Source organism: Ancylobacter sp. G4_0304 (assembly GCF_047501495.1).
Classification (GTDB): domain Bacteria; phylum Pseudomonadota; class Alphaproteobacteria; order Rhizobiales; family Xanthobacteraceae; genus Ancylobacter.
Window position 1 is genome coordinate 87614 of the sequence record NZ_JAZDRM010000017.1, and the last position, 9601, is coordinate 97214.

Here is a 9601-nt window from a genome sequence, read left to right on the forward strand (position 1 = left end):
GGCACGCCGCCTGACGACTTCGCTCCAGATTTCCCGTGATGGTTGGGACATTTGCCGATGTTTTCGAGGGATTTCCTCGCCGGTCTCGTCATGCTGCTCGTGGCCGGCGCTCTGTACTACGACGGACGAGGCCTTGAGTTCAGCAATGCCGACGGCATGGGACCGGGCTTCTTCCCGTTCCTCGCGGCGGGAGGGCTCGCCCTCCTGTCGGTCATCCTGATGGTCTCCGGCCTGATGGCCGGGGCCGCACGGATGGAGCCGGTCGGCCTGCGCGCGCCGGTGATGGTCATCCTATCCGGCATCGCCTTCGCGCTGCTGCTGAAGCCGGCAGGGGCGCTGACTGCAACCGTCGCGGTCGTCGTGATCTGCGCGCTGTCGATCAGCGATTTTCGCTGGAAGGAGGTTGCGCTGGTCGCCGTCGGCATGGCGGCGCTGGTCGGCTTCCTCTTCGTCTATCTGCTCCAGCTTCCGGTGGCGATGTGATGCTTGATCTTCTCATCTCCAACTTCTCGATCGGTTTCGCCGCGGCGTTCTCGCCGGAGAACCTGCTGTTGTGCTTTGTCGGTGCACTGCTCGGCACCTTAATCGGCGTGCTGCCCGGCATCGGTTCGGTGGCGACCATCGCCATGCTGCTGCCGATCACCTTCGGCCTGCCGCCGACCTCCGCGATGATCATGCTCGCCGGCATTTATTACGGCGCGCATTATGGCGGCTCGACCACGGCGATCCTAGTCAATCTGCCGGGCGAAGCCTCCTCGGTGATCACCTGTCTCGACGGATACGCGCTGGCGCGGGCGGGACGGGCCGGTGAAGCGCTGGCGCTCGCCGCCATTGGCTCCTTCATCGCGGGCTGCCTCACCACCTTTGCCATCGCCTTCTTCGGACCGGCGCTGACGGTGGCGACGCAATGGCTGGGGGCACCGGATTATTTCGCGCTGATGGTGCTGGGCCTGCTCGCCGTTATCGTGCTCTCGCGCTGCTCGATGCTTAAAGCGCTGATCATGCTGATGGCCGGCTTCCTGCTCAGCATGGTCGGCACCGACCTGATCACCGCCGAGCCGCGCATGACGTTCGGTATTCCCGAGCTCTCCGACGGCATTAGCTTCGTCGCGATGTCCATGGGCCTATTCGGCATCTCCGAGATCATCGCCAACTATGCCCACGGCACCGATGGCGAGATCATCACCCGCAAGATCGAGCGGCTGTTGCCGAGCCGCAAGGTGATGCGTCAGGCGCTGCCTTCCATGCTGCGGGGCACCGGCATTGGCATGTTCCTCGGCATGTTGCCGGGCGGCGGCGGCGTGCTGTCCTCCTTCTGCTCCTATGCCGTCGAGAAGAAGTTCTCCAAGCACCCCGAGCAGTTTGGCCGCGGCGCGGTCGAGGGTGTCGCCGGGCCGGAAGCCGCCAATAATGCAGGCGCGCAGGCCTCGTTCATCCCGCTGCTCAGCCTCGGCATCCCCTCCAATGCCGTGATGGCGCTGATGGGCGGCGCTCTGCTGATCCAGGGCATCACGCCGGGCCCGCATGTCATCGCCACCCAGCCCGAACTGTTCTGGGGCATCGTGGTCAGCATGTGGGTCGGCAACGTCATGTTGCTGGTGATCAACCTGCCGCTGATCGGCCTCTGGGTGAAACTGCTCGCCGTGCCTTACCGGGTGCTGGCGCCGATGATCCTGGTGTTCTGCTGCATCGGGGCGTTCAGCGTCCACAATTCGGTGTTCGACGTGCTGCTGATGATGGGCTTCGGCGTGTTCGGCTATCTGCTGATGAAGCTGGAGTATGACCCGACGCCGCTTCTGCTCGCCTTCATCCTCGGCCCGCTGATCGAGGAAAATCTGCGCCGCGCCCTGCAGCTTTCGGATGGCAGCCCGGCTGTGTTCATCGAAAGCCCGATCAGCGCGGTGCTGCTCATCCTTTCCGCCATTCTCGTCATCGTCGCCCTCGCCCTCGACTTCCGGGCGCGGCGCGCGGCCGTCGCCAGCTAGGAGCGCGCCATGGACCTCAATCTCAGGGGCAAGCGCGCCCTCATCACCGGCGCCTCGCGCGGCATCGGCCGGGCGATCGCCGAGGCGCTGGCGGGCGAGGGTTGCCATCTGGTGCTCGCCGCACGCTCGGCCGAAGCGCTGGAGGCCGCTCGTGCGGAAATCACCGCGCGCCATGGTGTCGAGGTCACGACCGAAGTGGTCGATTTGTCGAAGCTGGAGGAGGCCGAGGCGCTGGCGCACCGGCATGCCGGGCTCGACATCCTCATTAACAATGCCGGCTCGACGGCCCATGGCCATCTCGTCGATGTGTCGGACGCGCAGTGGCAGGAGGGGTGGTCGCTCAAAGTTCACGGCACCATCCGCATGTCGCGGGTGATCTATGCCGACATGAAGGCCCGCGGCGGCGGAGCGATCGTCAACATCATCGGCTATGCCGGCGAAAGGGTGAACGGACATTTCATCGTCGGCAGCACCGGCAATGCCTCGCTGATTGCCTTCACCCGCGCGCTCGGCTCGGTGAGCCCGGCCGACAATATCCGCGTTGTCGGAATCAACCCCGGCCCGGTGCTGACCGACCGCTTGCAGAAGCGCCTCGAAAAGACCGCCGCCGAGAAACTCGGCGATGCCGCGCGCTGGCGCGAACTCACCAAGAGCTACCCGTTCGGCCGCCCGGCTCATCCTGACGAAGTGGCGGACGCCGCCTGTTTCCTCGCCTCCGAGCGCGCCGCCTACATCACCGGAACCACGCTCACCCTCGATGGCGGCCTGACCTATCGGCCGCCGAGCGAGTGAGCCGGACCCGACCCGAGAACATGCGATCATGAGGATGCCGCGATGAATTCTCCTCCCCAATCCCGCTCGATGTGGCTGCCCGGTGGCGCCGCCTCGCTGGGCGCTGAAGGTCGGCCGGTGCTGGTCGGCGGCGAGTGCCGCGAGTGCCACACCCACATGTTCCCGAAGACCATCGTGTGCTGTGCCTGCATGAGCGAGGACATCATTGACGCGCCGCTGCCCTCCGAGGGCACGCTCTACAGCTTTACCCAGGTCCATGTCGGACCGGCGCAATGGCACAAGCCGCTGACCGTTGGCTATGTCGACCTGCCCGACGGAGTGCGGCTGTTCTCGCATCTGCGCAATTCGGCGGAGCTGACCATCGGCGGCCCGGTCCATCTCACCCTCGGCCAGGTCGGCACCACCGCCGAGGGTGAGGCCATCAACACCTACATGTTCGCAGCCGGGGAGACGGAGCAATGAGCGCGGCCTATGTGATCGGGATCGGCATGGTTCCGTTCGGCAAGTTCCCCCAGCGCACCGTGGTCGATCTCGCCTGGCCGGCGGTGAAGGCGGCGATCAAGGATTCCGGGATCGACCCGCGCAGGATTGACGCCGCGTTCTGCGGCACCACTTTCGGCGGCATGATGACCGGCCAGCGTGTGCTCGGCCATATCGGCCTCTCCGGCATTCCCGTCACCAATATCGAGAATGCCTGCTCCTCTTCCTCCAGTGCACTGCGGCAGGCAGTTTCCACCGTACGCGCCGGCCAGCACGATGTGGTGCTGGTGCTCGGCGTCGAGAAGCTGACCAAGTTCGGTGGCGGCACGCTCCCCCTCGAAATGGAGGACTGGGACGTCAGCCAGGGCATGATGATGCCCGCGCTCTATGCCATGCGCGCCAAGCGCTACATGCATGATTACGAGCTTTCGCCGGAACAGCTCGCCGGCGTTTCGGTGAAGAACCGCAAGAACGGTGCGCTGAACCCGGACGCGCAGATGCGCGAGCCGGTAACCATCGAGCAGGTGCTGGCCTCGCGCCCGGTCGCCGATCCGTTCACCCTGCTGCAATGCTGCCCGACCGGCGACGGCGCGGCAGCCCTCATCGTCGCCAGCGAGAAGATCGCCGCCCAGCTCGGCAATCGCGCCATCAAGGTGCTGGCTTCCGACCTCACCTCCGGCCGTTTCACGCCGGGCTATCGTGACATGACGATCCCGGAAATCACCGTGCGCGGCGCGCATGAAGCCTATGAGGAAGCCGGGTTCGGGCCGGAGGATATCGACGTCGCCGAAGTGCACGACGCCTTCTCCATCGCCGAACTGCTCTATTACGAGGCCTTCGGCTTCTGCGGGCGCGGCGAGGCCGGGCGGATGATCTCCGACAGCGAGACCGAGATTAACGGCCGCATCGCCGTCAATCCGTCGGGTGGCCTGCTCGCCAAGGGCCACCCGATCGGCGCCACCGGCGCGGCGCAGGCGGTCGAGATCGTTCGACAGCTGCGCGGCGAGGCTGGAGCCCGTCAGGTCGAGGGCGCGCGGATCGGACTCAGCCACGCCACGGGCGGCGGCATCACCGGCTTCGATCACGGCGCCTGCGCCATCCACATCTTTGCGCGGGCCTGAACCATGGCGCGCCCCTCGATCGAGCTCGTCCACGACCAGCCGCCGGCCTCACGGTTAGATGCCAGCGGCACGGTAGCCCGTGCGCTGGCCGTGCTGCGCACCATTGCCGATGCCGGCGGCGAAGTCGGCGTCAAGCAGGTCTCGGACGCGCTGCATCTGCCGATGAGCACCGCCCACCGGCTGCTCGATCTGCTCAGCGCCGAAGGCTATGTCGAGCGCGACCCGGAACGGCGGCGTTATCGCGCCGGGCTGGAATGGCTGCGGGTCTCCAACCGCATCCTCAGCCAGGAGAACCTGCCGCGCCTCGCCGTACCGATGCTCACCGATCTCAGCCGGGAGAGCGGCGAGACCGCGCTGCTCTCGCTCTACCAGCCCAGCCATGCCGCGATGATCTTCGCGGCGAAGTCCGACAGCCCGCACATGCTGCGCTACGAAATCGACATGTATGTGCGGCTGCCATTGGTATGGGGTGCCTCGGGCCTTTCCATCCTCGCCTTTCTCGGCGCCCGCGAGCAGCAGGCGGCGATTGACCGGCCGCACAAGCCATCGGCCTCCGGCGAAGCATTCGACGAAGCACGGCTGCGCGAAAAGCTCACCGAAGTCGCCTCGCGCGGCTATGCGCTGACGCGCGGCGAGAAGGTGGCCGGCGCGGTCGGCATCGCCGTGCCGGTGCGCGGCAGCGGTTCCACGGTGATCGGCTCGATCGGGCTGACCATACCGGCCGCGCGCTTCGTGCCGGTTCACGGCGACGTCTACATCGCCATCCTCAAGGCCGCCGCCGCGCGGCTGATGTCGCGTGCCGGCTAAGACAACAGATTGTGGGAGTGAGACGCAGGATGAAGGACGCACCGCTGGCGGGCATCAAGGTGCTCGACCTCACACAGTTTCTCTCCGGTCCCTATTGCACGCAGATCCTTGCCGATCTCGGCGCGGAGGTGATCAAGGCCGAAGCGCCGGAAGGCGACCTCGCCCGGCATATTCCGCCTCATTTCGTCGGCAAGGACAGTCTCTATTTCATCGCGGTGAACCGTTCGAAGAAGAGCCTCGCGGTCGATTTGAAGACGCCGGCCGGACAGGAAGTGCTCAACGCGCTCATCGCCAGCTGCGACGTCGTCGTGGAAAATTTCCGGCCGGGCATCATGGCCAAGCTCGGCGTGGATCAGGAGAAGCTACGGGCCGAGCGCCCGGAACTGGTGTGGTGCTCGATCAGCGGCTTCGGCCAGACCGGGCCTTATCGCGACAAGCCGGCTTACGACATGATCGTGCAGGCGCTTTCCGGAGGCATGAGCCTGACCGGCGAGCCCGAGGGCAAGGCGGTACGCTCGGGGCTCCCGATTGGCGACATCGTCGCCGGCATGTATGCCGCAATCGGCATTCTCTCCGCGCTGTTCCGGCGCGAGCGCACCTCGCGCGGCGACGCGATCGACATCGCCATGCTGGATTGCCAGGCGGCGATGCTGACCTATCAGGCCGCCTATTTCCTGCATTCTGGCCAAGTGCCGGGTCGGCAGGGCAGCGGGCACGATTCGATCTCGACCTATCGCTCCTTCATCGCGCGCGATGGCCGGCAAGTGGTGATTACCGCCAATACTGAGCGGATGTGGCAGGGGCTGTGCCGCGTGCTGGGTCTGGCGGAGCTGATCGACGATCCGCGCTTCCTCACCAATCGCGAGCGCTTCACCAACCGCATCGCCCTGTGGGCGCTGCTGGAGCCGGCCTTCAACACGGCGGATGCCGCCGAATGGGTCGAACGGCTGGAGAAGGAGATGGTGCCGGCCAGCGTGGTCAACACGCTGGATTCGGTAATGGAAGACCCGCAGATTCAGCATCGCGGCATGATCTACGAACTAACCTCCGACGGGCGGACCGCGCGGGTGATGGGCGACCCGATGCGCTTTGCCGAGACCAAGGGCCCTGAGCCCGGCTATCCGCCCATGCTCGGCGAACACACCCATGAGGTGCTAAAGGATGTGCTCGGTTTGAGCGACGCCGCCATCGACCGTCTCATCAAGGAGCGGGCGGTGGCGCCGGCCCGCGAGGTTCCGGTGGAGGCCTGAGCGATGCGGGCGGCGTGGTATAGCCAGCAGGGGCCGGCGCGTGAAGTTATCCAGCTCGGTGAGATCGAGACGCCGGTGCCCGGTCCGGGCGAGATACTGGTCCGCGTGGCCGCCTCGGGGGTAAACCCCTCGGATGTGAAACAGCGCGGCGGCGCGCCGGGCCGCGCGCTGCCATTTCCGCGGATCGTTCCGCATAGCGATGGCGCCGGCACCATTACCGGCGTCGGCGAGGGCGTGGCGGAAGGCCGGATCGGACAGCGAGTGCTGCTCTATCGCGCCCAGCAAAATCGCCCCTTCGGCACCGCGGCCGAGTTTATTGCTTTGCCGCAGCAACTGGGCGTTGCGATACCGGACAGCCTGTCCTTCATGGAAGCCGCGACCATCGGTGTTCCCGGCCTCACCGCCGCCCACGCGGTCGGCGGTTTTCGCGATGTGCGGGGGCTTAACGTCCTGATCACCGGTGCCGGCGGCGCGGTCGGCTCCTATGCGGTCGCACTGGCGGCATTACGTGGCGCCAATGTGTTCGCGCTGGTGCGCTCGCCGGCAAAACGTCAGCGCGCCCGCGACCTCGGCGCCCGGCATATTGTCGAGGATAGCGGGCCGGCGGGCGCGAAATTTATCGCCGACGCCACCGGCGGGCATGGCATCGACCTCGCGATCGACGTCGATTTGTCGAACCTCGCGGATTTTCTGGTCGCGGTCGCCGCACCCGATTCCGCCATCGCCACCTATGGCTCCGCGCGCAACGAGGCGCAGGTGCCGATCCGCGATATCCGCCAGAAGGGCCTCTCCATCCACGGCTTCAACGTCTACCGGCTCTCGCCGCCGCGCAATGAAGCGGCTTTGGCGCTGGTGATGGAGGCCGTCGCGAGCTCGGCACTCCGCGCCGCCGTCGGCATGGTGTTTTCCCTCGATCAATGCGCCGAAGCTCACGAGGCGCTCGAGGCTGGTGGCGCAGGTAAGGTTGTCATTGACCTGAGCCGCTGATCCTCGACTCGATTTAGGGCATCGGATTAGCTGAAGGTCTGTTTCCCGGCAGGCACCCAATGTCCGCTTCTGGCGCGCCTCTACCGCCACGCCTCTTCCATCGGAGCGAACAGCGATCGCTTTGCGACGATGAGGCCGGCGATGGCGTCGATCGTCTCGCGCACGCCGCTGCGGTTCCGGTCCTCACCATGAACGACCAGCCATTGCTCGTGTGACAGCTCTTCAATGACGGGGCCGGTCCTGACCAGACCTTCGTGGGCCCCGCCGACGCAGCACGGCAGCATCACCTGCCCCGCACCGGCCAGGGCCAGATCGAGAAGCGTGCGCGGATGGGACACCTCCATGCGGATCTGCGCCCGTCGATGGTCGCGAACCCACCGGGCCGACGGCGTGTCGACGGTGCAGGCGATCCAGCCGTCTCCTGCCGATCCGTCATTCAAGGCATAGGGTGCAAAGCTCACTTTTGCCGTCCGGCGCACCGCCAGCCCAGCTGTGGTCGGGCGCTGGTTGCGGATGCCGATCAGGGTTTCACGCCGGCCGATATTGTGCCGCTCCTCGGTGGCGCTGAAGACGAGAAACCGTCCGGCTGTGCCGAGTTCGGCAATGTGCCTCGTCAGGAACCAAGTCATCCAGGTTCCGGCTGAAATGCGGATCGGCAATCCTGCGTCCCGCTCGGACGGAGCTCGCACGATATCGATGATGCGCCCTTCCACCGCCTCGACCTGGAAGAGGCGTCGTTTCCCGGCCTCGGTGAGCTCATAGCCGCCCGGCAGGCGGCGGAAGAGCTCCTCGCCGAGGGCACGCTCCAGAGCGACGATATGGCGGCCGAGCGTCGCCGGGCTCTGTCCCATCGCTTTTGCCGCCGCCGCCAGCCCGCCCGCGCGCGCGACCGTCAGAAAGATCCTGAGGTCGGACCAGTCGAGCGTCGTTTCATCCATGAATGCGGCCTTTCATTTCCAGCGACTGCCCGGATCGTCGTCGACGTCGCACTTTCCCGGTCGATCCAGAATGGAGCTTCGGGAAAGATGACATCAAGACTGCACACGGCGCCGCGCATCGGCATGGGCTGCTGGGCCATAGGCGGCCCGTTCTGGTTCGGCGACATCGCCGCCGGCTATTCGGGGGCCGACGACGCCGAGTCCCTGCGCGCCATCCACGCCGCCTGGGATCATGGCATAAGGGTATTCGACACCTCGGCGGTCTATGGCGCCGGCCATTCCGAGCGCCTTCTCGGCGAGGCATTAGCGCGGCGGGGCGAGACGGTGATCGTCTCGAAGTTCGGCCATTCGATCGATGCCGAGACCCGGCAGTTGACGGGGCCGCGCTTCGATCCCGCCTATGTGCGCTGGTCGGTCGAGCAGAGCCTGCGGCGCCTCGGGCGGGATCATATCGACGTCATGCTACTTCATCTGAACGATCTCCCGGTCGCGGACGCCGAACCGGCTTTCGAGACACTGGAAGCCTTCGTGGCGGCCGGCGCCATCGGCAGCTATGGCTGGAGCACGGATTTCCCGGCGAGCGCCGGGGCCATGGCGTGCAGGCTTGGCTTCTAGACGGTTCAGCATTCCATGAACCTATTCTTCGATGCGCCTTCCATGTGCCGGGTGGCGATGGAGCATGGCCTAACCCAACTCATTCGCTCGCCGCTCGGCATGGGCGTGCTGACCGGAAAGTTCGATGACGGCCGCGTCGTGCCAGAAGGGGACGTGCGCGTCGGCCCCCGGACTGGCAGGGCTATTTCGATGCCGGGCGTCCGCTCGCAGGGCGCGCTGTGTTGGCTGCTGGCCAAGGGACCGGGAATTCTGCCAATTCCCGGAGCCAAGTCCGCTGCCCAGGCAACCGAGAACGCAGGAGCTATGGCGTTAGGCCCGCTCCCCGAGCCCGTCATGCTCGAGATCGAGAGGCTGCTCCAACGTCCACCCGAGGGATCGCCGCGCGCGCGATGACTGAGAACACGATCCGCTTCGGATCGACTGTTTCAAAGCTTCCGACCTATTCCGATGGGGAGTGGATCGGGCCACATGCGCTTTCTCGAAGTCGCTTCACCTTCTCTGTTGATTTCCGCGAAGAACTGACCCTGGATTTCCACTGAGAATTGACCCGGGCTGATGGTGGTCGGCGGTCAGGTGGCGGTCAAGTTTCGTGGCTTCTCCCTGGTGGGTTTGGGTGGCTTTGCCGA

At 65.9% G+C, this 9601-nt stretch carries 10 protein-coding genes and 1 pseudogene; 10 read left to right on the plus strand and 1 reads right to left on the minus strand.

Annotated features, from left to right (window positions below; all coding sequences use genetic code 11):
• Nucleotides 1-57: 57 nt before the first annotated feature.
• The 8 genes from VRZ77_RS11715 to VRZ77_RS11750 are packed head-to-tail and all read left to right on the plus strand — an operon-like array spanning nucleotide 58 to nucleotide 7422.
• Nucleotides 58-483, plus strand: a complete 426-nt coding sequence (locus VRZ77_RS11715) for a tripartite tricarboxylate transporter TctB family protein (RefSeq protein ID WP_414592835.1) — start codon at nucleotides 58-60, stop codon at nucleotides 481-483.
• Entirely contained in the window at nucleotides 483-1985 is a 1503-nt protein-coding gene (locus tag VRZ77_RS11720) for a tripartite tricarboxylate transporter permease (RefSeq protein ID WP_414592836.1), read from the plus strand. Before VRZ77_RS11715 ends, VRZ77_RS11720 begins: the two co-directional genes overlap by 1 nt.
• Before the next feature lie 9 nt (nucleotides 1986-1994).
• Complete coding sequence (locus tag VRZ77_RS11725) at nucleotides 1995-2777, plus strand: short-chain dehydrogenase/reductase (RefSeq protein ID WP_414592837.1); 783 nt, start codon at nucleotides 1995-1997, stop codon at nucleotides 2775-2777.
• Between the two features lie 42 nt (nucleotides 2778-2819).
• On the plus strand, nucleotides 2820-3239 hold the full coding sequence (locus VRZ77_RS11730) for a Zn-ribbon domain-containing OB-fold protein (protein WP_414592838.1): 420 nt from the start codon (nucleotides 2820-2822) through the stop codon (nucleotides 3237-3239).
• Nucleotides 3236-4378: a thiolase family protein gene (locus VRZ77_RS11735; RefSeq protein WP_414592839.1), complete on the plus strand. Its 1143-nt coding sequence runs from the start codon at nucleotides 3236-3238 to the stop codon at nucleotides 4376-4378. Before VRZ77_RS11730 ends, VRZ77_RS11735 begins: the two co-directional genes overlap by 4 nt.
• Before the next feature lie 3 nt (nucleotides 4379-4381).
• The gene (locus tag VRZ77_RS11740) at nucleotides 4382-5185 is read left to right on the plus strand and encodes an IclR family transcriptional regulator (RefSeq protein ID WP_414592840.1); all 804 of its coding nucleotides are present in this window, start codon (nucleotides 4382-4384) and stop codon (nucleotides 5183-5185) included.
• A 29-nt stretch (nucleotides 5186-5214) separates the two neighbouring features.
• A complete protein-coding gene (locus VRZ77_RS11745; RefSeq protein ID WP_414592841.1) occupies nucleotides 5215-6435 on the plus strand; it encodes a CaiB/BaiF CoA transferase family protein in 1221 nt (406 codons plus the stop codon).
• Nucleotides 6436-6438: 3 nt separating this feature from the next.
• The gene (locus VRZ77_RS11750; RefSeq protein WP_414592842.1) at nucleotides 6439-7422 is read left to right on the plus strand and encodes an NADPH:quinone reductase; all 984 of its coding nucleotides are present in this window, start codon (nucleotides 6439-6441) and stop codon (nucleotides 7420-7422) included.
• Nucleotides 7423-7502: 80 nt separating this feature from the next.
• Here VRZ77_RS11750 and VRZ77_RS11755 read toward each other — a convergent pair whose 3' ends face one another.
• Nucleotides 7503-8360 carry a LysR family transcriptional regulator gene (locus VRZ77_RS11755; protein WP_414592843.1) on the minus strand — a complete coding sequence of 286 codons (858 nt, stop codon included), beginning with the start codon at nucleotides 8358-8360 and terminating at the stop codon, nucleotides 7503-7505.
• A 123-nt stretch (nucleotides 8361-8483) separates the two neighbouring features.
• Here VRZ77_RS11755 and VRZ77_RS11760 point away from each other — a divergent pair.
• Nucleotides 8484-9368 (plus strand): annotated as a pseudogene (locus VRZ77_RS11760) (aldo/keto reductase).
• Nucleotides 9365-9514, plus strand: coding sequence for a hypothetical protein (locus VRZ77_RS11765; protein ID WP_414592844.1), 150 nt, complete (start codon nucleotides 9365-9367; stop codon nucleotides 9512-9514). Before VRZ77_RS11760 ends, VRZ77_RS11765 begins: the two are co-directional and overlap by 4 nt.
• The last annotated feature ends 87 nt before the right edge of the window (nucleotides 9515-9601 follow it).